General features: G+C 66.2%; 19 protein-coding genes. 13 read left to right on the plus strand and 6 right to left on the minus strand.

The window, feature by feature from the left end:
• The first annotated feature begins 297 nt into the window (after positions 1 to 297).
• Together BSF38_RS18810 and BSF38_RS18815 are read left to right on the plus strand one after the other, a co-directional pair.
• Positions 298 to 2,493, plus strand: coding sequence for a coiled-coil domain-containing protein (locus BSF38_RS18810; protein ID WP_076348190.1), 2,196 nt, complete (start codon positions 298 to 300; stop codon positions 2,491 to 2,493).
• A 68-nt stretch (positions 2,494 to 2,561) separates the two neighbouring features.
• Entirely contained in the window at positions 2,562 to 4,538 is a 1,977-nt protein-coding gene (locus BSF38_RS18815; RefSeq protein ID WP_145952224.1) for a mechanosensitive ion channel domain-containing protein, read from the plus strand.
• Here the strand turns inward: BSF38_RS18815 and BSF38_RS30795 are convergent.
• The 4 genes from BSF38_RS30795 to BSF38_RS18835 all read right to left on the minus strand — a co-directional run bounded on the left by BSF38_RS30795 (position 4,535) and on the right by BSF38_RS18835 (position 8,384).
• Complete coding sequence (locus tag BSF38_RS30795) at positions 4,535 to 4,720, minus strand: hypothetical protein (RefSeq protein WP_145952225.1); 186 nt, start codon at positions 4,718 to 4,720, stop codon at positions 4,535 to 4,537. The genes BSF38_RS18815 and BSF38_RS30795 overlap by 4 nt on opposite strands.
• A gap of 504 nt (positions 4,721 to 5,224) precedes the next feature.
• On the minus strand, positions 5,225 to 5,950 hold the full coding sequence (locus tag BSF38_RS18825; protein WP_076348196.1) for a hypothetical protein: 726 nt from the start codon (positions 5,948 to 5,950) through the stop codon (positions 5,225 to 5,227).
• Positions 5,951 to 6,005: 55 nt separating this feature from the next.
• The gene (dacB, locus tag BSF38_RS18830) at positions 6,006 to 7,721 is read right to left on the minus strand and encodes a D-alanyl-D-alanine carboxypeptidase/D-alanyl-D-alanine endopeptidase (RefSeq protein ID WP_076348198.1); all 1,716 of its coding nucleotides are present in this window, start codon (positions 7,719 to 7,721) and stop codon (positions 6,006 to 6,008) included.
• Positions 7,722 to 8,000: 279 nt separating this feature from the next.
• Positions 8,001 to 8,384 carry a hypothetical protein gene (locus tag BSF38_RS18835; protein WP_237170519.1) on the minus strand — a complete coding sequence of 128 codons (384 nt, stop codon included), beginning with the start codon at positions 8,382 to 8,384 and terminating at the stop codon, positions 8,001 to 8,003.
• Between the two features lie 740 nt (positions 8,385 to 9,124).
• Here BSF38_RS18835 and BSF38_RS18840 point away from each other — a divergent pair.
• Positions 9,125 to 10,117 carry an aldose 1-epimerase gene (locus BSF38_RS18840; protein ID WP_076351119.1) on the plus strand — a complete coding sequence of 331 codons (993 nt, stop codon included), beginning with the start codon at positions 9,125 to 9,127 and terminating at the stop codon, positions 10,115 to 10,117.
• Between the two features lie 211 nt (positions 10,118 to 10,328).
• Entirely contained in the window at positions 10,329 to 10,850 is a 522-nt protein-coding gene (locus BSF38_RS18845) for a hypothetical protein (RefSeq protein WP_076348202.1), read from the plus strand.
• Between the two features lie 1,431 nt (positions 10,851 to 12,281).
• On the opposite strand, the gene BSF38_RS18855 is transcribed toward BSF38_RS18845, so the two are convergent.
• Positions 12,282 to 13,337, minus strand: coding sequence for a DUF1559 domain-containing protein (locus BSF38_RS18855; RefSeq protein WP_076348206.1), 1,056 nt, complete (start codon positions 13,335 to 13,337; stop codon positions 12,282 to 12,284).
• A 327-nt stretch (positions 13,338 to 13,664) separates the two neighbouring features.
• On the opposite strand from BSF38_RS18855, the gene BSF38_RS18860 reads away from it, so the two are divergent.
• The 9 genes from BSF38_RS18860 to BSF38_RS18900 all read left to right on the plus strand — a co-directional run bounded on the left by BSF38_RS18860 (position 13,665) and on the right by BSF38_RS18900 (position 24,779).
• Positions 13,665 to 14,693 (plus strand): DUF1570 domain-containing protein, encoded by a 1,029-nt coding sequence (locus tag BSF38_RS18860; protein WP_076348208.1) that lies wholly within the window; start codon positions 13,665 to 13,667, stop codon positions 14,691 to 14,693.
• 220 nt (positions 14,694 to 14,913) lie between these two features.
• On the plus strand, positions 14,914 to 15,621 hold the full coding sequence (locus BSF38_RS18865; RefSeq protein WP_145952226.1) for a hypothetical protein: 708 nt from the start codon (positions 14,914 to 14,916) through the stop codon (positions 15,619 to 15,621).
• A gap of 72 nt (positions 15,622 to 15,693) precedes the next feature.
• Positions 15,694 to 16,194, plus strand: a complete 501-nt coding sequence (locus BSF38_RS18870; protein ID WP_145952227.1) for a hypothetical protein — start codon at positions 15,694 to 15,696, stop codon at positions 16,192 to 16,194.
• A 566-nt stretch (positions 16,195 to 16,760) separates the two neighbouring features.
• Positions 16,761 to 16,853 (plus strand): K(+)-transporting ATPase subunit F, encoded by a 93-nt coding sequence (kdpF, locus tag BSF38_RS30800; RefSeq protein ID WP_076348214.1) that lies wholly within the window; start codon positions 16,761 to 16,763, stop codon positions 16,851 to 16,853.
• Entirely contained in the window at positions 16,850 to 18,625 is a 1,776-nt protein-coding gene (kdpA, locus tag BSF38_RS18880; RefSeq protein WP_076348216.1) for a potassium-transporting ATPase subunit KdpA, read from the plus strand. The genes kdpF and kdpA overlap by 4 nt, the downstream gene beginning before the upstream one ends.
• A gap of 44 nt (positions 18,626 to 18,669) precedes the next feature.
• Positions 18,670 to 20,742 (plus strand): potassium-transporting ATPase subunit KdpB, encoded by a 2,073-nt coding sequence (kdpB, locus tag BSF38_RS18885; protein ID WP_076348218.1) that lies wholly within the window; start codon positions 18,670 to 18,672, stop codon positions 20,740 to 20,742.
• 17 nt (positions 20,743 to 20,759) lie between these two features.
• On the plus strand, positions 20,760 to 21,353 hold the full coding sequence (kdpC, locus tag BSF38_RS18890) for a potassium-transporting ATPase subunit KdpC (protein ID WP_076348220.1): 594 nt from the start codon (positions 20,760 to 20,762) through the stop codon (positions 21,351 to 21,353).
• Positions 21,350 to 24,040, plus strand: a complete 2,691-nt coding sequence (locus BSF38_RS18895) for a sensor histidine kinase (protein WP_076348222.1) — start codon at positions 21,350 to 21,352, stop codon at positions 24,038 to 24,040. The genes kdpC and BSF38_RS18895 overlap by 4 nt, the downstream gene beginning before the upstream one ends.
• Before the next feature lie 40 nt (positions 24,041 to 24,080).
• Positions 24,081 to 24,779 carry a response regulator gene (locus tag BSF38_RS18900; protein WP_076348224.1) on the plus strand — a complete coding sequence of 233 codons (699 nt, stop codon included), beginning with the start codon at positions 24,081 to 24,083 and terminating at the stop codon, positions 24,777 to 24,779.
• Positions 24,780 to 24,818: 39 nt separating this feature from the next.
• Here the strand turns inward: BSF38_RS18900 and BSF38_RS18905 are convergent, their stop codons facing one another.
• Positions 24,819 to 26,051 carry a sensor histidine kinase gene (locus BSF38_RS18905; protein ID WP_237170520.1) on the minus strand — a complete coding sequence of 411 codons (1,233 nt, stop codon included), beginning with the start codon at positions 26,049 to 26,051 and terminating at the stop codon, positions 24,819 to 24,821.
• Between the last annotated feature and the right edge of the window lie 4 nt (positions 26,052 to 26,055).

Consider the following 26,055-nt stretch of genomic DNA (forward strand, 5'->3'; position numbering starts at 1 on the left):
CTGCGGGGCAGGATCATGCAACGAATTCGGGGGATGCGTCGGCGAAACGACGCCTCCAAAAAAGCCGCCGGTCTGCGCGGCTGATCGAGCGTCGCGCCGGTTCGTCCCAATGATAAAGCCCTCGCCATCGAGGTCAAGCTGGAACAACGGTTTAGCGCGGTTTTCGACCGGTCCGCGCACCGACCGCCGTTGATTTCACCTTGCCCGTCGCCCCTCCTCCGAGTACCCTACGCCCGCTCGAAACCGGAACTTCGATGCGCCAACTCGTGCTTCTTTGTTCGGGAAGGAACCCGTGCGATGCCGCGATCTGGACAGGACCGTCCTTGCCCTCGACTCGCCCCCCGCGCCGGTCTCGCCTCGTCGCCTCCGTCCGGCCCGCGTCGCCTGATCGCGGCGGCGGCGTTCGCGCTGTTTCTGGGCCTCACCGGCGGAGCGCGCTCCCAGGAGGGCGAACTCCCCCGTCTGCCGGACGACCACCCGGTCCAGGTCCAGCGCCGCGCGGCCGCGGCCCGGAAGCCGCCCGCTCACGGCGACGAACCGAAGGCCAAGAGCGGCGAACGATCCCAGCCCACCCCGCCGCCGCCCGCGACGGCCCCGGCCTCCGCGCCAGCTCCCGTCGTCGCTCCCACGCCCGCCGCCGTCCCGGCTGCCGCCGCCGCCACCACCGTCCCGGCTGCTCCCGCTGCCGCAGCCGCTTCCGGCGCGGCTCCTGCTTCCCCCGCTCCTGCCTCCCCCGCTCCCAAGCTTGAAGGCCCGGGACTCGTCCAGCCCGATGAGGCGGTGGCGTTGAAGACCGACCTCGCCGAGCGGCTCAAGGCTTTGGCGGCCCCCGCCGACGCGGCCGACGGCGTCGACCCGAAGCGCCCTGTCGATCCCGCGGCCAAGCAGGCCGCCAAGGCGATGCAAGACGTGCTCCAGGAGCGTCAGAAGCGGTTCGACGACTACGACAAGGTCGTCAAGGAGTTGAAAGACCTGACCAATCCCGAAGCCGACCCCGACCGCAAACTCGCCAAGGCGAACGAGGAGCTGACGCGGGCCAAGGCCCAGGCGGCCCAGCCGCTTCAGGAACTGCTCCCCGAGGTGTTCACGCAGAAAGACGAGATCGAGGAGACGGCCCGCAAGCAGATCAAAGATCAGATGAAAGAGGCGATCGAGGAGCGGAAGAAAGAAGTCAAGGAGCTTCAGGACAAGCTCGAAAGCACCCCCTCCGACCCACTGAAGGAAGTCAAGGGGCCGCTGACCGCCCTGCGCGCCGAGCGGGACAAGATCGCTCAGCGGCTGGCGGCTCTCAAGGCGCGGGGAGACGCGCCAGCGGCCGCGCCCACCGCCAAGACGGCCGCCGACCGCAAGATCGCCGATGAGAAGGCGATCAACTTCCGGATCGAGTCGACGGTCGAGACCCTGCGGTCGCAGGCGATCGAGCTGAAGATCACGCGGGCGAACAAGTCCGCCGAGGTCGCCGTGGCAGACCGCAAGTGCTGGGTCGAGCACGTCAGGCTCGGTCGCATCCTGCTGGAGAAGATGCAGGAGCGTTACCGCCAGCTCGCCGAGGCCGACGAGGCCAAGCTGACGCGCGAGGCCGGCGCCGAGCAGCAAAAGGCCGAGCGGACCGTAGATCCTCTCAATCGCTACCTCGCCGGCCGCAACGCCGAGCTGCTGGAACTCGAAGCCTCCGCGGTCAAGTTCGAGCAGCTCGCGACCGCGGGCTCCACTCCATCGCTCGAAAGCCAGCGCACCCTGGCGGTGCGGGCGGGGATCAGCCTGGCGAAGATCAAGGCGCTGCTCGACGACGGCAGCTTCAGCCCCTCCGACCTGATCCTGCTCAACACCGACTACCGGAGAATCGGCCCCGAACGCGAGAAGCTCCGCCGCAATGAGCTGGCCGCCGTCGAGAGGCTGGTGCGCGACTACGCGAACGCGTTGACCAGCGCCGAATTGGAGCTGATCGAAGACTCGCTGCTCGACCAGGTTGAGCGTGAGAACCTCCTCGACGCGCTGCCGCCGGCGCGGCACGCCAAGGCCGAGGCGGAAGTCGCGAAGCTGGAGGTCAAGCATCGGGCGCTGTTGGAGCGGCGTCGCGACGCGCTGCGCGACCTGTACGGCGGCGTTTCCGAGACGCTCGACCAGATCAACCGCCGGCTCGACCTCCTCGACGAGGAATACACCTTCATCCGCACCCACCTGTTCTGGATTCGCGACCAGGACCCCATCAACCTGGCCACGATCGGCCGCGGCGCGGGCGAGCTTCAGAGGCTGGCCAAGGTGTCGTTCGGACTGGCCAAGGAGACGACGACGCCGAAATCGTGGCGGCGGCTCACTCCCGAGTTTCTGGCCGCGGGCCTGCTCGCGCTGGTGCTCCCGCTGGGGATCTTTCGTCTGCGAGGCGTCTTGAAGCAGCGTCTCCTGCATGCGCTGCCGCCCGCGCGGCTGCACGGCGATTCGGCCCGAAGCACCGTCAAAGTGGACATGAATCCGGTGGTCCAACAGAGCTGAGCCGAGACCGGGGCCGAGCCGAAGACCGTCGACGTCGAGACCTTGAACCTACCGCGAGGACGTGAGCCGTGAAGCGAGCACTGAGATCGCTCTTGTTGGGATTGGTCTGGGCGTCGATCTGGCCGAGCTATCTCGCCGTGCTGGCCCTGGCCGCCAGCCTGGGGCCGTGGCCGAGGAGCACGGGCGTCTTGGCTGCGACGATTCTCAACGCGCTGGCTCTGGGCCTGTTGGCGCGCGGCGTGTTGACCTGGTTCTTCAAGCCCGAGGGGTGGGCCGAGCGCTACCTGGAGATGCCCCCTTCGGCGTCGCGCCAGTTCCGAGGCGCGGGCCGGGTCTTGACGCTCGCCGCGATGGCCATGCTCGTGCCCGCCTACCTGTTCCTCCACGGCGAGATCTCGCACGACGGTCGCGCGCTGACCGCGCCGGCGCTCGCCCGGTTCTTGATCCTCGGCTTCGAGATTCTCGTGCTGGCGTCGATGATCTACCACCTCCGGCCGTCCTCGGCGCTGATGCTCTGGATCAACCCGGACGTACCGACCGAACCGCCCGCCTCGGCCGACGTGAAAGCCGCGCATCCTGCTTCGCCGGTGATCTCGATCACGAGGTCGCCGCTCGGCGCGGTCGATTCCGCGTGGGCGACGTGGTTCTGCCGACGGGCCCGGACGATCAACCGGCTGATCATCGCCTACGTCGCGATCATCATCCTCTTCGACTACAACGGTTACACCTTCGCCGCCCGTCGGCTGACCCTCGGCGGGGTGGAGAGTCTGGTCGTCTTCATGATCGCCTGGGGCGTGCACCGTGTGATCGGCCGGGTGATCGCCTGGCGGGCCCGCTCGGGCCTGCTCACGTACCGCATCTGGTCGTGGACGGGCGCCGCGTCGTTGCTCTCGAACCGCCAACAACGGGGCGCCTCCGGCGCGACGGCTCCGCGCGCCGGCACCGTCGACGTGGTCGCCGACGAGGGGGAATGGGCTGTCCGCCTGGCCCGGCTCTCGACGTTCACGATCCTCGCGATCGGCCTGGCGACGCTCGGCTGGATCTGGGGGATCGATCCGACGCTCTTGAAAATCCTCTCCGAAAGGCAGCTCTGGACCGTGTCGGACGGCTCACCCGAGCGCATGCCCGTGGTCCTGGGCGACGTCGTCAAGGGGATGACGGCCATCCTGGCCGGTGCCGCGCTCTGGCGGTACATGACCACTCTGTTCTCCTTCACCCTGTTCCGCAAGATGCCTGACGACCCGGGCATCCGGTTCGCCGTCGTGACCCTCTGCCGCTACGTCGCGCTCGGGGTGGCGGTGATCGTCGCGCTCGAATCGGTCCACCTGGGCCTCGCCCAGATCGGCGTGATCCTCGCCGCGCTCGGCGTCGGCTTGGGATTCGGCTTGCAGGAGATCGTCTCCAACTTCGTCTGCGGCATCATCCTGCTTTTGGAGCGGCCGATCCGGATCGGCGATATCGTCACCGTCGGCGAAACCACCGGAAAAGTCGATCGGATCAACATCCGAGCCACCATGATCATCAACGGCGACAACCAGTGCATGATCGTCCCGAACCGCGAGTTCATCACCGGCAAGCTCGTCAACTGGACGCATAAAGACAAGATCATGCGCGTGTCGATCAAGCTGAGCGTGGCGCACGACTCGAACGTCGACCAGGTGGTCAAGCTGCTGCTGACGATCGCGCAGAGCGATTTCGACGTCCTGTCCAAGCCCGCGTCCTCGGCCTTGCTGGAGGAGATCGGCGAGATGGGCCTGAAGTTCGGCCTCTACGCGTTCGTCGCCGACCCCGGCCTGGTGGGGGGGACGAAGCACCGGATCAGCAAGGCGATCCAGGAGCGGTTCGCCCAGGCCGGCATCGTGATCTCCAGCCCGATCCGCGAGATCACCCTGGCCGGCATCCCCGACGAGCTGACCCGCATCCTCGACGTCCCCCGGTGGGCGCAGATGGTCGGCGGCCGGGTCGACCCCGGCGCCGACGGGTCGCCCCCGCCGCACGTCGTCGACGCCCCGGTCGTCGCCGACCGCAGAGTCTCCCAGAACTAGTCGTCGCCGATCCGTGGCTTGGGCGGGTCGGGATCGACCGACATCCAGGGAAAGATCGCGGCTCGCTGATATTTACGCTTCATCGCGGCATGATGGGCCGAGAGCCGCTCCCAATCGTCCCTCCAGCGGATCGCCTCGTCCAGGTCCTCCCGGGTCCGCGACGTCTTGTCCAGGGGGGGCATCGAGCATCGTCAGCGACAGCTCCCGATCCATTTTGAACAGGCCTTGGTAGGCTTGGGATAGGCTGTGCGAGTCTTTGGATCGCAGCTCCGCAGTGTGGGGTTCGACCCTCGCGAATACTTCCTCGATCTTCTTCTTCAGCGCTTCGTCTTCGGACGAGGCCTGTGCCGCGAGGTGGCGGGAGGCCAGCGCCTCCTCGGCCGCTGTCTCTTCTTTCAGGGCGTGGAGCCGGGCCCTCGCGCGATAGTCGCTCGATCGCGACCACGCCACGCAGCCCCCGAGAAGCAGGCCCACGAGGGCGACGTGCAGGAGTATATCCTTCAGCGTGTAGCGGCGACGCAAGGGGTTGGCGGAGGCCGGATGACAAGGTTCGTCGTCGAGCATGCCGTTCCTCACAAAAAAATAGCCGACCAGCAAACGTCGCAGCCGCTTCGAAGGGGCAGTTCGCCCAGGTCTCGGGAGGCTGTCGGCATCCACCGGATCTCGTCGCAAGCCAACCGGCGGCTCTACTGCGGTTTCTCGGGGGATTCCTGTCCAAGGTACTTCGCGTTGATGGCTTTGAGCTGCTTGTCGGATGCGACGTGCGCCTCCGCAAGGTAGTAGTCTCGAAGGCGGTCTTGATACTCCCCGTCCAGGATGAGCGCGGCGATCCTCAAGCGTTCCGCCTGCTCCTTCGGGGGCAGGTTGGGCCACGCCTCCTTCATGAGAGTCGGCAAGGCTTCGAGCGATTCGTCGTGGGCGTGCTTGAGGGACTTCTCGGCGTCCTCACCCTGTTCAGGGCGGCTGTCAAACAGGGCCACGATTCGCTCATAAATCGAGTTATACGATTCTCGTTCGTTTATGAGAAAGGACCTCACCCTTCGGGCGAGGTTGCCGGATTCGTTACCCGCGGACTGGGCCTTGCGAAGAAGTCCCTCAGTGACGGAGTGGAACGCTTCGGGCGACCCCGGTTCGGGCTCTTTTCGGGGCGTCAAAGCCTGAATCGCATTCAGCTCGGCTTGAACCCGTTCTTTGGCCTTCGACAGGCGATGGAACGAATCGGCGGCCGCCAGTTTAGCCGCCTCCGCCTTCTGTACCTCGTCCGCCGTCCAGACGAGGTCGGCAGGGACGTAGCCGGTTTGTTTCCAACGGTCGGCCAACGACAGCGACAGGATGGCCAGATACCCCAAGCCGAGGATTCCGAGCGTGATGCGGGTCGGAGACAGCCAGGACAGGTATCGACGTGACGGCATGATGATGGCACCCGATCGAGCCGGATTCTTTCGAGCCGTCACGCACGCGCGGGGCTTACTTGCCGCCGGCCGCAGCTTCGGCGGCAGGGGCCGGGGCGGGCGCTTCGGAGTCGGCGTAGAAGACCTCGCAGAGCTTGCCGAGGAGCTTGCCGGCCTCGCCGGTGGCGGTCGAGACCGGCCGTTTGGGCTTAGGGACGTCGAGCGGCACGTTGTTGATGAAGAAGGCGAACGCGAGCTGGCGGCCGGTCGCGGTTTCCAGGTAGCCGGCGAGGGCCTTGCTGGTCATCAGGGTGGTGCCGTCGAGGTCGTTGTTCACATAGAAGGTTCCGGTTTTGGCGTGCGCGTGGCCCCGGGCCGGGCTGTCGTCGGCGACCGCCTTGGCGAGCGTCCCGTCGCGGCCGAGGACGGGCAGGGCGGCGTCGTAGGCGTTGAAGTCGGGGCGGGCGGCCATCGCGCGGAGGAGCGTCACGGCCGCTCGGGGCGTGACCATGTCGGACTGCGTACCTCCCGCGCCGCCGCCGAACGAGATCGCCTTGGGATCGACGCCCAGGCCCTTGAGCAGCTCGCCCTCGCGCTTCAGGCCCGCCTTGAGCGAGCGCTCCCCCTTGCGGGCGGCCAGCAGCATCGGCAAGGTGCTCGCGTGCAGGTTGTGGCTCACTTTGAGGATCACCCGGAGGAACTCGCGGAACGGAGGCGACGTGTACTCGGCCACCTTGGGCAGGGCCTTCAAAGTCGATGCGGCGGGAAGGCTCGCCCCCGAATTCTGGGCCAGCGGTGACGCGTCGATCCGAACGCCGTGGCGGCGCAGGGCCTCGATCAGCAGGGTCCGGGCGAACGAGGCGGGGTCGTCGACCTCGCAAGTGGCCACGATCGCCGCGCGGCCCGCCGGAACCCGGCCCCGGACCGTGAACCGACGCGATCCCGCCTCCTCGACCTTGACGTCGACCTCGCCGTCGGCCGCGATCGTCTCGACCTGCGCGTCCATGCTCACGTACTGGGTGAGCGGCGAGAACGAGACCGTCGCCGGCTCGCCGGGGGCCTTGCCGGCCTGGATCACGACGTCGACGAGGTTGTCGTTGACCACGATCGGACTGACCCGTTCCGGACCGCTGCCCGAGGATGGGGCGCGGTCGAAGAGGCGGTCGTCGACGATCACCTCGCCGGTGATCCGCTTGATCCCCGCAGCCTGGACCTCGCGCGCCAGGTGCTCCATCCCGGCCAGGGGGTCGGTCGCCACCAGCTCGCTGGTCCAGGCGCCGCCCGAGTACGTGTGGTCCACGTCCTTGAACAGGAGCCGGCCGTCGGGGCCCGTCCGGCCGCCCATCGCCAGGTCTCCTTGCGCGATCAGGATCAGGTCGCCGTGAAGCGATCCCTGAGCGTCGACCTCGCCCCGGCGGACCACGGGCGTCTGAAACCGATGGTCGGCGCCAAGCTCGACCAGGGCGGCGGCCGTGCTGAACAGCTTGGTGACCGAGGCGGGGGCGAAGAACTGATCGGCGTTCCGCTCGTAGACCGTCTCGCCGGTCTTCCGATCGACCACCAGCAGGCCCCAGTGGCCCTTGGCGAAGCTCGCCGTTTCGAGCACCGCCTGAACGCGGTCCGGGAGCTGGGACGAGCCCGCCTTTTTCGCGGGCGACTCCTGGGCCGTCGCTCCGGCAAGCGGCGGCAGAATCGCTAGAATCGCTGCGATCGCCCGGATGCCGCTGCAACGTCGCGTGTCCGTCGGGCGTCCTCGCTGGGGCGTTCCGCCCGGCGTGCTCTCCGCTTGCATCGCTCGTTCCCCACCCGTTTCGGCGTCGATGTCTCGTGGGCGCCGCGCCGGCGGATTCGCTCGGGGCGGCGATTTCTCAACTCAAGTCCAGTGTAGCGGAACGGAAGGGCTCGCGGCAGGCGGCAGAACCGCCGTCGCGGCCTTGAGAATTCCGTGGGCTCGTGTTTGAGAGAGTAAGGACCGCCCAGGCGAGGTTCGGATGACGAGGAAGAGAGCGTGCAGCCCATGAGGGCGAGCGGAATCAAGGACTCGTCGCCCGGCTTGATCCGGGGACCGTCGTCAACGAACCAGTTGCAGGCGGGTCGCTGTGACGAAGCCGTTGAGCATCCGTCGACCGATCGCCAGCACCGGGCTGCCGTGACACGTGTTTTCGCTGAGATCCTCGAACCATCCTTTGTCGGGGATCAGCGAGGCCTCGGCTTCGACGAAAATCAGATCGCGAGGGCGTCCCTTGGGCGCGACCTGAAGAACGAGACGGGGGGAGTCGTCGATTTCCCGGGACGATTCAATCCAGGAATCCACGATCGCACCATTGACTACCAGATCAGATTCCATCCTCGGTTCCTCCTCGATAGAACCTCGGGCGTCTAAAACCGCTCGCTCAGAGGCGCCCAAATCGATGCGATCGAAATCGCCTTCACTATGGTTGAACACATCCATCATAGCAGCCGCCTGTCGTTCGTCAACATGAATTCGACATAATCGCGGTTCCCGCCGCTTCGACCGTCGGACGATTCCGAAAGGTTCGCGAGCCGCTCGCTCGCGTCTCCGCGGATGAATTTGGTGAAACTCAGGAACGTATGATGGATGTGTCGCGTTGAAGCACCTCTTATCCACGTCGCCGAGCTAAGGGATCGGTCAAGCCTTGTAGCAATCACGATGCCATCGAGGTGATTGCGTGAGAATTCCGGAAGAATTCTTGGAAAAATCGTGAAAAAACGAGTCAGCGGAATACGGGGATCAAGCCAAGGAAAGGCCTATGACGACTCGAACTGAGAGCGCCCGATCATGCACTTATTACCTGTACCAAGGATGGCTGAGAACTGCAAGTCTTTTTCTGGCGTATCATTGGCCGCCGGCGATTTTCCTGCCGGAAACTCACTTTTGGGACCCGTTTCGACGGCAGCTCCGTCTCAAGTTCGGCTTTATTGAACCGCACTCGATCGGCGTCCTGGCACGGCGACGGCCTGTGGGGGGCACGGTTATTATGCTTTTTTAATCTTTTGAAGATTCTTTCTTTTGTCGTTTCGACAGTATGGCGCACGTTGACGTGCCGGGGGCGGTTTTTTTCCATTTCCTGGTACTTCTTGGAACCTGGATACGGTACAAGCAGGCAAAGGCCCGACAGATTCCGCGGGATCAGGATCAGTGGAATGGCCGGAAGCAAAAAGGGAGCGCGCACGATGAGTTTTCGCATCAGCGTTGAGCGACGAGGGGATCGGCCGGTTTATTCCTTGTATGATGATGGTGTAGGGTCTTCTGCGTCGATTTTGCCGTCGTACGGGTTCAACCTGTTCGACCTCCGGCTTCCCGTCGCGGGTGAGGTGCGGCCGGTGATCGTCTCGGCCGACACGTTCGCCGAGGCACCGAGCGGTCCCGGGGGCAACGGCGTGCCGATCCTCTTCCCGTTTCCGAACCGCATCCGGGACGGGGCTTTCGGGTTTCAGGGTCGGACGTTCGACCTGGCCAAGAACAACGGTCCCAACGCGATTCACGGGTTCGTCTACGACCGAGCCTGGGAGGTGGTCGAGCACCGGGCGACGGCCGACGAGGCGTTCCTGGTCGGTCGGTTCCAGCTCTCGAAGCACGCACCCGAGGTCTGCGACCACTGGCCCGCCGACGCCGTGCTCCAGGTTCGGTACGGCCTGTCCGGCCGCCGTGTGACAATGACCACGACCATCTCCAACCCGACGGCCGTCGATCTCCCCTACGGTTTTGGAATTCATCCCTACTTCCGGCTGCCGTTCGCGCCGGGGGGCGACCTGGGTCGGACGAAGATCGTCATTCCCGCGTCGAAGTCCTGGACTCTCAAGGACTTCCTTCCGAATGGCGAGGTCTTGCCGGTCGATCCGCGCCTCGATTTTCGGGAGGGGAAGCCGATCCAGGGGCTGAAGCTCGACGACGTTCTGACCGACCTCGCGTACGACGGGGCCGAAGGAGTCTGCCGGCTCGTCGACCTGGACAAGGGGGGGGAGTTCCAGCTCGGCTTCGATCGCTCGTTCCGCGAGCTGGTGGTCTACACGCCGCCCGGCAAGCCCGATGTGATCTCGATCGAGCCTTACACCCAGACGACCGACGCGATCAACCTCCAGGCCCGAGGCGTGAGCGCCGGACTTCGCGTCTTGGGCCACGGCCAGAGCGACGTCCTCACGCTGACGATGCAAACCAAGGGATGAGGTCCCGTCGCCGCGCCTCGCGGCGGCTTCCTGGAACGGAACGACTTGGATTCCGACATGAGGCGTGGGTATCCTTATATCACTAGGAGCTGGACGAGTCGACGGCCTGGGCTCGCCGTCTCGAGGAGTTCGCTGATCGTGGCCTGATCTCATCGTTGAGACCGGGGATCGAGACGGACCTCCGGCAAGCACGGCAGATAAAGGATTTTTCATGGAGGCTTCTCTCGGCTCGAATCCCATCGACCTGAGCACCCTGCGACTCGCCGTGGTCCGCCAGGCGGCCGAAATCTACGTCAAGTTCGCCTACCCCTCGGGCCAGGTTCCCGAAGCGGTGGATCGGCGAATGACCTGGTCGTCCGACGCCTCGCCGGCCGAGCTGCTTTCCAAACCCCCCTTCGAGCGGGCGGGCCGGGTGCCGGGGACCCAGACCCCGATCTACGCGCTCCGGCTGGGTAACGCCCGATACCCCCACATGAAGCTCCAGATCCAGCCCTGGCCCAACGCCTCCGGCCTGATGCTGTCGGTCAACACCCACGACCAGGTCGCGGGCATGGACCTGCTCGCTTCCGACGGCCCGGCGTTCAAGCAGCTTCAATCCGAGAACCAGCACCTCAAGGAAGTCATCGAACAAGCCTGGGAAGCCGCCGGCCTCCCCACGTTCCTGCAATACCTTCGCGAGTACATCGAGAGCCGGACCGACGAGTCGACCGCGCCTCCGGACGCCGCCTCCTGATCCGACTTCCCTCTCCTTCCGCTCGGGTTGGACTCCTCGCCGGATTGGCTTCGATCGGTCGGGCGAATATGGCCCTATGTGTGACGCAAACTTTATTCTGTAAAGACTTTGGGTGTTCGATCTGGATTGGCTTCGATCGCGCCGATGCCCCACGTTCTCGCCCTTTATCGGCCTACGCTCCTGCACCGCCGCGCCGGCCGCGATTGGCTTCGATCGCTCAAAAACGCGACGTCCCGATTCCGCCCACTCTCCGGTCCGAGCCCGTCAGGGCCGGTCGGGTGATCGGTTCGGTGCAAGCTGCCGCGATTGGCTTCGTTCGCCGCCGGTGTTTGTCCGATCTGTGATTCCGAAAGCCTTTTAGAGTAAGGCTTTGGGCGGACTCTGTGGTTTGGCTTCGTTCGCTCCGAAACACGAGGTTTCCGAGCTGGAGCGTCCTGATTCTCGACCGGTCCAGCCGGGTGAATTGGGTCCGTTCGCGCGCTTTTTGCGATCGTTCATGGCGGATCGGACTCGTCTCGCCGGACCGCCCGGTTTGGGTTCGTTCATCGCCGTTTTCATGGTTTCCATGAACCGCGCGCCTGCAACCGCAATGTCAAAGACCCGTCGACCGCGCAGGGCCTACCTTGAATTTACGATATGCGACCTTCGATCGAAGAAACCCCGCGGCGATTCTCCAAGACACCCAGGGGGTGGAGGGTGTTGGAGCACGAAGTCCGATGGACGAACGCGTCCGAGGCGGTCGAGTACCGCGAAACGCTCGCCTTTGAAGGAAAATGGCAGGATGATCCGGAGCTTCGCTGCTATTGGTTTGGAAGCTGCACTTTCCGTGACTTTGGGGTCGTCCACGAACAACGTCCAACTGTTGTTTCAAAGGAATTCACCGCGGAGGACAGGAGGCCTCGGAGGGCGAACGATTCAATCGATCACGGGTGCAGTACCGTCTCGAAATCGGGCGATGTTGAAGCTCAGAAGCAAGCCGACCCTTCTTCCCCCCGCATATCCTCCGAGTCTTCCGTGGTGAATCGTCCCGATATCCAACGTCTTGTGACAGAGTTGGAAGCTATTCTTGGACGGCCCCTCAACGTCGAACACGATTCCCGCGGCCCGGAGTTGCTGCCGCAAGTCCCACCCCTCCGGTTTGAGCGACTCAACGAGCCATTCACCGCCCGACTGGACCCACTCCCTCAGGTATTGCTCGAAGCTCCAGGGGGACACGGTCCCCGACCACGGCAGATCTGGTGGGCCGGAGCGCCGTACCAGCGTTCGTAAGGTGGTGGGCTCGGCCAGGCCGGAAAACCCACACGCTGGGCAGTCGTGGCGCACCAGGACGAGGGACCTGGCCGCCTACGGTTTCGAGTGGCTGGGGCCGGCTCCGGTCGGGGGGCTGGCAGGTGCGGTAACCGCTCATAGTCCCGGTCGCCCGCCCCCGTGTTAGAACGCGTCGGCGCTGACGACCTCGCCGAAGTTGCGAGTCGAGAGCTTCTGCCAGACGCCGAGGTACGTCCCCGGGGCGATCGTGTACAGTAGGTTGTCGCCTTCTATATACGGCTCGGAGCCGATCCCTGGCGGGTAACCGGTTTTGGGGTCGTTCCGCCAACTGTCGATGGTCTCCTTGATGAACCGGATCGAGCCGTCGCATAGGGCGACGTTGACGCCGCCGGGGTGGAAGCTCGCCGGGTTCCGCGACGCATAGTCGCCCATGACGGAGCCGAACTTCTTGTACGCGTTCGGCGGGTAGAACGTCTCGACACAGGTGTTGTTGCCGGCACCTACCTGCCACCACTGGTACTCTGCCGCGGGCCATCGCAGGCCGCTTGAGATCGTCGCGTCTCCGGTCAGGACGCCGTGGGCATACTCGGCGAAGAGTAAGGTATTGCTGGCTCCGTCGGTGATGTCGCTCAGCCGGACCGTACTCTCACCGAAGATCACGCCGTTCATGTTGGCGTAGCGCCGAGCATACTGGTTGTTGCCCTTGGTCAGGTTTAGCGTCCAGGTCCCATTGGAGGCGCCGTAACTGGAGAAACACTGCCGCCAGGCTCCAGGCGGAACACCGTACGGCCAGATGCTCGCGTCGACCGGTGCGGAACTCGGCGAGGCGTCGCTCGGGCACATAAGCCCCCCGATCGCAATCCCCGCGATCGTGATGTTCTCCTGAAAGAGGGCCTGCCGGCTGAAGTTGGCCGCGTTATAAGCCGAGGTCTGCTCCAGATATGGCAGGAGGCGGACGAACTGGCCGAGGGTCGCCGCCGCGTACGAGGTGCCTGGAAGCACGCCGTTGATGTCGTGGTAGTTTGCCGCCGCCAGCGCGAGTTGCTTCAGGTTGTTGACGCACTGCGAGCGGCGGGCGGCCTCGCGGACGCTCTGCACGGCGGGCAACAGCAGCGCGATCAGCACGGCGATGATCGTGATCACCACCAGAAGCTCGATCAGCGTGAAACCGCGACGAACCGGCGTCGCGCGTCGATCGGGAGCGGGGAGGGGGGGCATCAGGGCCTCGATTCCGTGACGGACGGCGTTTATTCCCGGGCCGGCCTCGACTACGGCGAGATCTTAGCCCGAGACCATCCCCGGGCTCAATGCGGAATTGAGACTTGGAGGCGACGACTTTATCGTATCCTCATCCGTCCCGGTTGAAATCAAGCCATCGGTTCTTCGTCCCGCGAAGCCGAGGCTTTCAGCCGGAAAGCGACCATGGTCCCTACTTGAGCGGTCGCGCAGGATCGATTTCAATGCTTCACCTGGAAGCGACGGAATGAGTCGACGAACCAGGTCGAACGGTTGGTTTGAGGATTCCAGAACCCGGGAGGCCGAGCGATGAGAAACGGTGACGGCGTCGTCTTCCCCCGCGTGTCTCGTCGCTACTGGTTGGCCGCGACGGCCTCGGCTGCGGCTCTGGGAACGATGGCGTCGGTCCGGGCTCAGGAACCCAAGCTCAGCCCCGATGAGTCGCGGGCGTGGGACGAGGTCCTGGCGCGCGCCAAGGAAGTCGGCCTTGCTCACCTCAGGGTACGGACCACGGGTCGCTTCCTCGCCGTGGGGGACGTCCCCGACGCCTTCATGACGCAGGCGTTGGACATCTGCGAGAACCTGCTGACCGACTACCTGGAATACTTCCAGGCCCGCAAGTTCTCGATCCACCCGCCGAAGCAGCGGATGACGTTGGTCATCCTTCCTACTCCCAAGGCGCAGCTCAAATTTCTGGGCGACGACGACCCCGACGATGAGGCCGAGCCGGTTTTCGACCCGGACGCCAACCGCCTCGTCTTCTTCGACCTCAGGGCCGGGGGCGTGAGGCGTCGAGGCGCTCGCGAGCGCGGCAACACGGTCACGCTCTGCCACGAGGCGAGTCTCCTCATCTTTGAGAACACCGGCCTGCTCCACCCCGACGCGGACGTCTCGACCGCCATTCGCGAAGGGCTCGCCAGCCTGCTGGAGAACCGCCCCGCCGCCGGCCGGTTCCCCCCCGCCGAGGCGAATGGGGGCAAGATCGCCCAGTTCGTCCTCAATCGCAAGGCTCCGTGGATCCCGGTCTCCCGGCTGCTCGGCGACGACAAGGCGTTCGAAGACGCCTCGACCATTCGACTCGCCGAGGCGGAGGCCTGGATGTTGATCCACCTGTTGATCCGATTCCCCAAGCGGCTCCCGGGACTCCTCCGCTATCTCGACGCCGTCAACGCCCGCCGCAACTCTGAACACCGCCTCGAAGACGCGTGCGCCCACCTCGGCGACCTCGACAAACTGGACAAGGATCTCCAGACCTACGCGACTGGCTGGTGGGAGTTCTACGAGAAGCTCCCCGAATCGCAGAAAGCCCCCGCGCTTCCGAAGCCCACACGCGGATAGGACTGCAGATTGTAGCCGGGGTCTGTGACCCCGGGACGCGGCCCGAGGGACCCGATCGGCCTCCTATTTTGGAGTGCGGGAGCAAGCTCCCAATGGCACTTACTTTGAAGTTCCCTGATGCGTAGCCAGTCCGGCATCATATTTGCGCGACCGCTTCCTTATTTTTGGGGAGGCGGGGGCCGAAGGCGGGGCGGCGATCGACCTGGACGAGGCCGTCCGGATGTTTCAGAAGTTGGTGCCCCCTCACGAGTTCAACGCGACTGAGGGGGCGACCCGCGCGATGGTCTACACGCCCTGGATCGTGACCTGGTTGATGATCGATCAGCGGCTCAACGGGACTGCCTCCGTGGCGGAATTGGCGGGCATGGACGACGACCTGGTCCCCCGGAACAAGCGGACCCGGGAGAAGACCCTCTCGGCCAATACCGGGGCGTACGCCGGGGCCCGTTCGCGGCTCGACGTCGAGGCGGCCGAGCGCGCCGCCGATCGGGTCTCCGAGGCCCTCAGGGCTCACGGCGCGTCGGCCCCGGCGGCGGGGCGGCCGACCTTCCTCATGGACGGCTCCACCCTGGCGTTGACCAGGGCCGAACCCTTGCGCCAGGCGTATCCTCCCCCCAAGAACCAGCACGGCGCCGGCCACCGGCCGGCGATGCGGGTCGTGGCGGCCCACGACCTGGCCACGGGGGCCACGGTCCGCCTGGAGGTCGGCCAGGTCAACGGCCCCAAGGCCGTCGGCGAGGTCGAGATGGCCGGCCCGCTCCTGCGGCGCCTGCCCGAGAACTCGGTCGTGGTCGGGGACCGCAATTTCGGCGTCTTTCTCCTGGCCTGGATGGCCTCGCAGGCCGGCCACGATTTCCTCGTGCGGCTCACCCGGGTCCGCTTCCAGGCCCTGGCCCGGAAGGCCACGGCGGTCGGCCCCGGGACCTGACGACTGACCTGGACGCCCAGCCCCTGGGACCGCAAGCACAACCCCGGGTTGCCCGCCGACGCGGCCCTCGCCGTGCGACTCCATGAGGTCCGGGTCTGCGACACACTGACCCTCTGGCTGGTCACCAGCCTCGACGCCGCCGGGGCCGACCTGGCGACGACCTATCACGGGCGCCGGCACATCGAGGCCGACCTCCGTGATTTAAAGCAGACGCTCTGCCTGGACGTCCTCCGGTCGCGGTCCGCGGGGATGATCCGCAAGGAACTGGCCGCGGCCACGATCGCCTACAACCTGGTCATCCTGGTCCGCAAACTGGCCGCCGCCGAAGCCCGGGTCGAGCCCCGCCGCCTGAGCTTCGCCCGCGTCCGCTCGTTGGTCAAAGCCCTGCTCCCTCAACGGCTTTCGGCCATGGAGCCGGCCCGAGCCCAGGGGCGCATCGACCAGGTCCTCCGCATGGCCGCCCAGTGCAAGATCCCTCACCGCCCCGGCCGGAGCTACTCCCGAGAGGCGTTCGTGAAGCCGACAAAATACCCCCGAAGAAAAATCGACCGTCAGGCTAAACCAAAAAAGTAAGTGCGATTGGGAGCTTGCTCCCGCATGGGCCGCATGCCACGCGCGGCGGCAAGCCGCCGCACTCCAGATCCGCTTGGAACCGGCCTCATAGAGGCCGGCTACAAAATACGGATTCTTCCGCTTCTCACTTCAAATCTCGTGCCGAACACGATTGCCGTTCCGGCCACCTTTTTCCGCAATAAACGAAGCCATGCATTAGAATGCATAGTTGGATTTATTTCCGCGATCCATGAGTAATTCGCGCTCGAGCGCCTTCGGCGTGAAGTAACCGCTCGAACCATGCACTCGCTTGCGCTTCGGGCTTGGATTCGGAGTCATGCACTGCGCGGCGGGGAGTTTTACGAATTCTTTATCCCCGAGGGGCTCGTCTTTACTGCGGCTTTAGGCGGCTCAGGCTAATAATGGAGTTCGAGGGGCGAACGATCGGGTCGAGCCCCAGTCGAACGTTCTGGACGCGGGAGGGGGGGCTGGCATGGATTTTCTGGCGATCGGGGTCGCGGCGCTTTGCATCGGCGCGACTATGGCGTTCGTGGCGATGGTCGATCGGCTCCATTGAGGATGATCGCATGACGTTGATTTATGGAATTGGAGGCGTGGTCGTCCTCCTGCTTCTCGGATACTTGACCGTTGCGCTGCTCAAGCCGGAATGGTTCTCATGACACCCAATATGCTTTTGCAGATCGCCCTTTACCTCACGGTGCTGGTCGCGCTTGTCAAGCCGCTCGGCGGTTACATGGCGAGGGTCTACGAGGGGACGTCCAGCGGGGCCGATCGCGTTCTCGGATGGCTCGAACGCCTGATCTACCGCGCCGGCGGCGTCGACCGCGATGCGGAGATGAACTGGAAACAGTATGCGTCGGCGGTGCTGGTTTTCAACTTCCTGGGGTTGGGCTTCGTGTACCTGCTTCAGCGCGTTCAGCACCTTTTGCCGCTGAACCCCCAGGGAATGCCGGCCGTCGGGGCGGATTCGGCGATGAACACGGCGATCAGCTTCGCGACCAACACCAACTGGCAGGGCTATGCGGGCGAGGCGACGATGAGCTACCTCACCCAGATGCTCGGCCTCACCGTGCAGAACTTCGTCTCGGCGGCTTCGGGGATGGCCGTCCTGGTCGCGCTCGTTCGCGGGTTCGTCCGCCGCGAGGCGTCGACCATCGGCAACTTCTGGGTCGACCTGACGCGGTCGACGCTCTACATCCTGCTGCCGCTCTCGCTCGTCCTGGCGGTGCTCCTGGTCAGCCAGGGGGTGGTTCAGAACTTCCAGCCGTATCGGACCGTCGAACTGATCGACCCCGCGATCGACGCCTCGGGAACCACCGTTTCACAACAGGTCGTGCCGATGGGGCCGGCGGCGTCGCAGGTCGCCATCAAGCAACTGGGGACGAACGGCGGCGGGTTCTTCAACGTGAACTCGGCGCACCCGCTGGAGAATCCGACGCCGCTGACCAACTTCCTGGAAGTGCTGGCGATCTTGCTGATCCCCGCCGCACTCTGCTACACGTTCGGGCGGATGGTCGGCGACGTCCGCCAGGGTTGGGCGATTCTGGCGGCGATGCTGGTCATCTTCGTCCCGCTCTTGCTGATCTGCGCCGGGGCGGAGCAGGGGGGGAACCCCGCGCTCGACAAACTCGGCGTCGACCAGTCGGCCGGCGGGCTGCAAGCCGGCGGGAACATGGAGGGCAAGGAGGTTCGGTTCGGGATCGCCGGTTCGGCGATCTGGGCCGCGGCGACGACGGCGGCTTCGAACGGCAGCGTCAACGCGATGCACGACTCGTTCACGCCGCTGGGCGGCCTGGTCCCGATGTGGCTCATGCAGCTTGGCGAAGTGGTCTTCGGCGGAACCGGCAGCGGACTGTACGGGATGATCGTCTTCGCGGTGATCGCCGTGTTCATCGCCGGGCTGATGGTCGGCCGGACGCCCGAATACCTTGGCAAGAAGATCGAGGCGTACGAGATGAAGATGGCGGCCCTCGTCGTCTTGATTCCGCCCATGGTCGTGCTGGTCGGCACGGCGATCGCGGTGCTCGGGCCGGGCTTGAACACGGTCGGATCGGACGGCGCGTCGAAGAGCCTGCTCAACAACCCCGGCGCGCACGGGTTCTCGGAGGTCTTGTACGCGTTCTCGTCGTGCGGCAACAACAACGGCAGCGCGTTCGCCGGCCTGAGCGCCAACGGCGTCTTCTACAACATGGCGCTGGGCGTGGCGATGTTCCTGGCCCGGTACTGGCTGATCGTGCCGACGCTGGCCCTGGCGGGTTCGCTGGCGAAGAAGCGATTGACGCCCACGACGGCCGGCACGCTGCCGACCCACACGCCGCTGTTCGTCGTGCTGCTCGTCGGCGCCGTGGTGATCCTGGGCGCGTTGACGTTCATCCCGGCGATCGCACTGGGACCGGCGGTCGAGCACTTGCAGATGATCGGCGGACGTTGACGCATCGGTAGAGCGTTCGATTCACAAGAACTGGATATAAGGCGATGACGACTTCGGCACACACTCGACCCCTCGGCGACCCGGCGATGCTCGCCCGCGCCGCCTGGGAGTCCGTAAGGAAGCTCAATCCCCGTCACCAGGTTCAAAACCCGGTGATGTTCACGGTTTTCATCGGCGCGGTGGCGACGACGCTGCTCCTGGCGCAAGCCCTGTTCGGCCGCGGCGAGGCCCCGGCGTGGTTCATCGGCGCGGTCTCGGTCTGGCTGTGGTTCACGGTCCTCTTTGCGAACTTCGCCGAGGCGATGGCCGAGGGGCGGGGCAAGGCGCAGGCGGACGAATTGAGGAAGACCCGCCGCGAGGTGATCGCCAAGCGGATCCTGGAGCCCCAGCCCGACGCGGCGGTCGAGGCCGTCGCGGCGGCCTCGCTCCGCAAGAAAGACTTCGTGCTGGTCGAGGCCGGCGACGTCGTACCGGCCGACGGCGAGGTGGTCCTGGGGGTGGCGTCGGTCGACGAGAGCGCGATCACAGGCGAGAGCGCGCCGGTGATCCGCGAGAGCGGCGGCGACCGCAGCAGCGTCACCGGCGGCACGCGGGTTCTCTCCGACTGGCTGATCGTCCGGGTGACGGCCGACCCCGGCGAGACGTTCCTCGACCGGATGATCGCGATGGTCGAAGGGGCGAAGCGGCAGAAGACGCCGAACGAGATCGCGCTGAACATCCTCCTCGCCGCGCTCACGATCGTCTTCGTCCTGGCCTGCGCCACGCTGCTGCCGTTCTCGCACTACGCCGTTCAGGCGTCGGGCGCGGGGAGCGTGGTGACGATCACGGTTCTGGTGGCGCTGCTGGTCTGCCTGATCCCGACCACGATCGGCGGCCTGCTCTCGGCGATCGGCATCGCCGGGATGGACCGGATGATCCAGGCGAACGTCATCGCGGTGTCGGGCCGCGCGGTCGAGGCGGCGGGGGACGTCGACGTCTTGCTGCTGGACAAGACCGGGACGATCACGTTCGGCAACCGCCAGGCGTCGGCGTTTTACACCGCGCCCGGAGTCGCCGTCGAGGCGCTCGCCGACGCGGCGCAACTCGCGTCGCTGGCGGACGAGACTCCCGAGGGGCGGAGCATCGTGGTTCTCGCGAAGGAGAAGTACAATCTGCGAGGCCGTCCCGTCCAGGAGCTTGGCGCGACGTTCATTCCGTTCTCGGCCCAGACGCGGATGAGCGGCGTCGACCTCGACGGCCGGCGGATTCGCAAGGGCGCCGCCGACGCGATCCGCGACTACGTCCAGGCGCTCGGCGGCGAATTCTCGCCGGTGGTCCGGTCGCGCGTCGACCTGATCGCGAAGCAGGGGGGCACGCCGCTGGCGGTCTGCGACGGCAAGTCGGTGCTGGGCGTCGTCGAGTTGAAAGACGTGGTCAAGGGGGGCATTCGTGAGCGGTTCGCCGAGCTGCGGCGGATGGGGATCAAGACGGTGATGATCACCGGCGACAACCCCCTCACGGCCGCCGCGATCGCCGCCGAGGCGGGCGTCGACGACTTCCTCGCCGAGGCGACTCCCGAGGCGAAGCTCAAGTTGATCCGCGAGTACCAGACCGGCGGCCGGCTCGTCGCCATGACCGGCGACGGCAGCAACGACGCCCCGGCGCTCGCGCAGGCCGACGTCGCCGTGGCGATGAACTCCGGCACCCAGGCCGCCAAGGAGGCCGGCAACATGGTCGACCTCGACTCCAACCCGACGAAGCTGCTCGAAATCGTCGAGATCGGCAAGCAGTTGCTGATGACGCGCGGCGCGCTCACGACGTTCAGTATCGCCAACGACGTCTCGAAGTATTTCGCGATCATCCCGGCGGCGTTCGCGGGGACCTACCCGGTGCTCGCCCGCCTCAACATCATGAGGCTCGCGACCCCGGAGAGCGCGATCCTTTCGGCGGTGATCTTCAACGCTCTGATCATCATCGCGCTGATCCCGCTCGCTCTCCGGGGCGTCAAGTATCGTCCGGTGGCCGCGTCGGCCCTATTGCGAAGGAATCTGCTCATCTACGGGCTCGGCGGCCTGATCGTGCCGTTCGTCGGGATCAAGTTCATCGACTTGGCCCTCGTCGCCCTGAACCTGGCTTAGCCATAATGGAGATCGCCATGAGAGCTCAACTAAGACCGGCGCTGACGACGTTCATCCTGCTCACGGTGGTCACCGGGGTCGCTTACCCGCTGATCGTGTCGGCGATTGCACAGACCCTGTTCGCATACCGGGCGAACGGCAGCCTCATCGTTCGGGACGGCGTCGTCGTCGGCTCGGAGTTCGTCGGCCAGCCGTTCGACGACCCGCGCTACTTCTGGTCGCGGCCCTCGGCGGCCGGGCCGAACGGTTACGACGGCGCCGCGTCGAGCGGTTCGAACCTAGGGCCGACCAACCCGGCCCTGGTCGAGGCCGTCAGCCAGCGGATCGCGACGTTGCGGAAGAGCGACCCGGAATCGAACCGACCGGTCCCGATCGATCTCGTCACCGCGTCCGCCAGCGGCCTTGACCCGGACCTCAGTCCGGCGGCGGCCGAGTTCCAGGTGGAGCGCGTGGCGCGTGAACGGCACCTGCCCGTCGAGCAGGTGCGCGGGCTCGTCGCCCAGCACGTCCTGGGCCGGAGTTCCGGCCTGATGGGAGAAGCGCGCGTGAACGTCCTCAAGCTCAACCTCGCGCTCGACGGACTCGGCCGCGGGAGCGATTCGGTTCGATGAGAGAAATCCGACCCGACCCCGACGCTCTGCTGGCCCAGGTGGAATCCGACGGCGAACACTCGACGCGCGGGCGGTTGAAAATCTTCTTCGGTGCGGCGCCGGGGGTTGGGAAAACGTACGCCATGCTCGGCGCGGCCCGCGAGGTCGCCGCCGAGGGCGAGGACGTCCTGATCGGCTACGTCGAGCCGCACGCGCGTCGCGAGACCCTGGCCTTGACCCTGGGCCTCGACTTCCTGCCCCGGCGGAGCGTCGAGCACGGCGGGACGACGCTCGAAGAGTTCGACCTCGAAGGGGCGCTCAAGCGGAAGCCGAAGCTGATCCTGGTCGACGAGCTGGCGCACACGAACGCGCCGGGGTCGACGCACGCCAAGCGCTGGCAGGACGTCGACCAGCTGCTCGACGCGGGGATCAATGTCTATACAACGCTCAACGTCCAGCACCTGGAAAGCCTGAACGACGTCATCGCGCGGATCACCGGCGTGGTGGTCCGCGAGACGGTGCCCGACGCCGTCTTCGACGCCGCGCACGAGGTCGAGCTGATCGACCTGCCCCCCGACGACCTGATCGAGCGGCTGCGGGAAGGGAAGGTTTACATCCCGGGCCAGGCGGCCAGGGCCATGGACAACTACTTCAAGAAGGGGAACCTGTTCGCCCTTCGCGAGCTGGCGCTGCGGCGGACGGCCGAGCGGGTCGGGGCCCAGGTTCAGGGCTATCGCCAGGCCCACGCGATCTCCGGCACCTGGCAGAGCAGCGAGCGGCTGTTGGTGTGCGTGAGCCCCAGCCCGCTCTCGGGCCGGCTCGTCCGGGCCGGGCGGCGCATGGCGTCGAGCCTGAACGCCCCGTGGATCGCCGTGTACGTCGAGACCCCGGCGACGGTGGGCCTCGGGGGCGTCGACTGGGAACGGCTTCAGCGGCACCTCCAGCTTGCGGAACGCCTGGGCGCGCAGACGGCGACGCTCAGCGGGGTGAACGTCATTGATGAGCTGCTGCACTACGCGCGTCGGCAGAACGTCACCAAGATCCTCGTCGGCAAGCCCCAGGAGCCGCGCTGGAAGGAGCTGCTGCGGGGATCGTTCGTGTACGAGCTGACCCGCAAGTGCGGCGACATCGACGTCTACGTCATCAGCGGCGAGACCGACGGCGGATCGCCGCGCGGTCGACCAGCCGCCCAGAAAACTTCGAGCCGCCTCCCCTACCTCGGGTCGGCCCTCATCATCGCGGTCTGCACGGGGGTGGGCTGGCTGGTCTCGATGCGATCCGCATCCGTGAACGTGATCATGGTTTATCTGATCGGCGTCGTGCTGGCGTCGCTCCAGTTCGGCCAGGGGCCGTCGGTGCTGGCCTCGGTGCTGGCCGTGGCCGCGTTCGATTTTTTCTTCGTCGAACCGCAGATGAATTTCGCGGTGGGCGACACCGAATACCTGTTCACGTTCGCCGTCATGCTGGCGACCGGGCTGGTGATCAGCTCGCTGATGAGTCGCGTTCGGATGCAGGCCGACCTCGCGAGGCGTCGCGAGCAGCGGACCTCGGCGCTTTACTCGTTGACCAAGGCGCTGTCCGGCCTATTGACCTTGGACGACGTCGTCCGGGCGGTGGTGCGGGACGCCGGCGCGGCGTGCGACGCTCAGGTCGTCGTCTTGCTTCCCGACCCGTCGAAAGGGCTGGCGGCCCACCCGTCGCCGGGTGGATTCACGCTTTCCGAGCGCGACCTCGCCGTCGCCCGGTGGGTCCACGACAACCGGCGGACGGCCGGGCTTGGGACCGACACGTTGCCTTCGGCCGAGGCCCTGTTTCTCCCCCTGATCGACGCCGGGCAGGCCGTCGGCGTGCTGGGGGTGCGGCCGTCGAGCCCCGAGCTGCTGAACGAACCGGAACGGTTCCACCTCGTCGAGACCCTGGCGAGCCAGGCGGCCGTCGCTCTTGGGCGACTGCGGTACGCCGAGGACGCCGAGCGGATCAAGGTGGAAGTCGAGACCGAGCGGATGCGGAACACACTGTTGAGTTCGGTCTCCCACGACCTGCGCACTCCCTTGACGGCGATCGCCGGCGCGAGCAGCGCCCTGGTCGAGGCCGGCGACGCCATCCCCTCGAGCATGCGCCGCGAGCTGCTGGAGTCGATCCTCGAAGAATCGGAGGCGCTCAACCGTCTCGTCGGCAATCTCCTCGACGCGACGCGGCTCGAAGGGGGCGCGCTCCTGCCGAACAAGGACTGGCAGTCGATGGAGGAACTGCTGGGCGTGGTTTACGGGCGGCTCGCGCGTCCGCTTCATGACCACCCGGTGCGGTCGGACGTGCCGCCGGACCTCCCGCTGTTCGCGGGCGACGGCACGCTCATTCAGCAGGTGCTCCAGAACCTCCTGGAGAACGCCGCGAAGTATTCGCCGAGCGGGTCGCCGATCGACGTGAAGGTGGAGGTGCGCGACGAAGCGATCGTAGTAGAAGTCGCCGACCGCGGCCCCGGGTTGCCGGAAGGCGAGGGGGAGCGGATCTTCGAGAAGTTCCGCCGCGCGCCGCATTCCCTGAACCGCACCGGCGCGGGGCTCGGCCTCGCCATATGCCGGGGGGTTGTCAACCTGCACGGCGGCAGGATCTGGGCGGAGAACCGTCCCGGGGGGGGCGCCGTCTTCCGGTTCAGCCTTCCGCTGGGCGACGCGGCCCCCATGGAACCGGAAGCGGAGGCCTCCTGATTTCGGGAGCGAAACGCATGAACAATTCAGGTGGAACATCATGTCTGCAAACGATACTCGCGTCCTGGTGATCGAGGATGAGCCGCCGATCCGGCGCTTTCTCCGCGCGTCGCTCAACGCCAATGGGTATGACGTGATCGAGGCCGATACGGCCCAGGGGGGCATGCGCGAGGCCGCGACGCAGCAGCCGGACCTCGTCGTCCTGGATCTGGGCCTTCCCGACCACGACGGCCTGGAGGTCATTCGCAGGGTGCGGGAGTGGTCGTCGGTGCCGATCATCGTGCTCTCGGCCCGTGGGCAGGAAGCCGACAAGGTGGCGGCGCTCGACGCCGGCGCCGACGACTATTTGACCAAGCCGTTCGGCGTCGGCGAGCTGCTCGCGAGGCTTCGCGTCTCCCTGCGTCACGGGAATCGCCGCGGCGACGCGACTGAGAACCCCGAATTCGTCGTCCGGAACCTTCGCGTCGATTTCGTGCGGCGATTGGTCTTCCTTGACGACCAGGAGCTTCGCCTCACGCCGATCGAGTACCGCCTGATTTCGACGCTGATCAAGCATGCGGGGAAGGTCGTCTCCCACCAGCAGCTCTTGAAAGAAGTCTGGGGCCCGCACGCCACGAAGCAGACCCAGTACCTCCGCGTCTACATGGGCCACCTGCGCCACAAGATCGAGGCCGACCCCGCCCGCCCCCAGATCCTCCTTACCGAAGCCGGCGTCGGCTACCGCCTCGCCGCCGAGTGAGCGAAGGCCCACGGCGGTCTTGACAGTGTCGGTTTAAGGTCAAGGCTGACGACGAGGGAGGACGAAGGCGAAGGTCGAGCCGCGTCCGGGGGCGGTGGCGACTTCGACCCGGCCGCCGTGGAGTTCGACGAACGTCTTGACGAGGCAGAGGCCCAGGCCGATCCCCCGCTTGTCGAACTGGTACTCGCCCGAGGAGTGGTGGAGGGTGTCGAACCCCGTGAAGAAGGGCTCGAACAGGTGGCGCTGTTCGGCGAGGGCGACGCCGGCGCCCTGGTCCTGAACCTCGACGCGGACCGAATCCGACTCGTCGGGGTCGTCGCGGGCTTCGATCCGGATGGTCTTGCCGTCGGGCGTGAACTTGATCGCGTTGGCCACGAGGTTGATCAGCACGTCGTGGATCTTGGCGGGGTCGCAGGCGATGGGTTCGAGATCCGCCTGGACGTCGACCGCGACGTCTTGCCCGCGCGCTTCGAGATAAGGGGCCAACGCGGCGAGGGTGGACTGGATCAGGGTTTCGAGGTGGACGGTCTCGATGCTCAGGGTGTGCGTGAAGTCGTCGTTTTCGACGAGCTTGAACATCCGGCCGACGGTCCGGGCCAGGCGGCCGGCGGCGGCGTTGATCCGCTCGATCCAGGCGTGTTCCGCGGGCGAGGCCGTCGGCCCTTGCGACAGCTTCCAGAGGTCGGCCAGGCCGAGGATGACGGTCACCGGCGTGTTCAACTCGTGGCTGGCGACCTGGAGGAAGGCGGTTTTGAGGCGGTTGGCTTCGGTCAGCCGTGCGTTGGCGGCTTGAAGCTCGGCCATGAGCCGGTTCTTCTCGACGATCAGGTCGCGGCGCTCGACGGCTTGGCGGATCGCCCGTTGCAGCTCGTCGGGGTCCCAGGGCTTGGCGAGGTACTGGAACACGTGCCCCAGGTTGACGGCGTCGATGACGGTGCGGAGGTCGGAGAAGGCCGTGAACAGGAGCCGGGTGGTCTCGGGACGGACGGCCGCCGCGCGGCGGAGGACTTCGACGCCGGTCATCCCCGGCATCCGCTGATCGGAGAGGATCGCCGCCACGTCGGGGGTCGCGGCCAGGAATGCGAGGGCCTCCTCGCCGTTGTCGCGGGTAACGATCTGGTAGTCGATGCGGAGCAGGTCGTGGAGCGATTGCAGGACCTCGACCTCGTCGTCGACGACGAGCACGATCGGCCGTCGCCGCGCGCGCGGTGGCTCGGCGGCCTCGCGGAGGGCCGTCGTCTGAAAGTCTTGACCTTCGATGATGGGCGGCAACGCG

Source organism: Paludisphaera borealis, assembly GCF_001956985.1.
Lineage (GTDB): Bacteria > Planctomycetota > Planctomycetia > Isosphaerales > Isosphaeraceae > Paludisphaera > Paludisphaera borealis.